Origin of the sequence: Shigella sp. FC1967 (genome assembly GCF_001743005.1) — a bacterium.
Classification (GTDB): Bacteria; Pseudomonadota; Gammaproteobacteria; order Enterobacterales; family Enterobacteriaceae; genus Proteus.
On the sequence record NZ_MIIZ01000275.1, the window covers coordinates 1 to 249 of the forward strand.

The following is a 249-nucleotide window of genomic DNA, read 5'->3' on the forward strand; positions in this document are numbered from 1 at the left end:
ATCAGCGAGCGTTGGCGTGATCTCCTTCAAGCTGAGCATCTTGCCTTAAAGGTGCTAGGCGTTGAAACAGAAATTTTTGATTTTAAAGGGCAACGTTTTTCTTGAAATACCGCGTTTTGACCGTGTAGGTGCTCTAGGTCGTGTCGGACTTTTTTTCTTTACAAGCATTAGAGGCGCAGTTTGTCGGGCGAGCAAGAGAGCCATGGCCTGTGTTAGTTGATGCGTTAATTGAGCAAAAACAGGTTCAGA

General features: G+C 45.4%; 1 pseudogene. It reads left to right on the top strand.

What is annotated here, in order from left to right:
- Positions 1-249: pseudogene (locus BHE89_RS24730) on the top strand (type II toxin-antitoxin system HipA family toxin YjjJ); the annotation flags it as partial.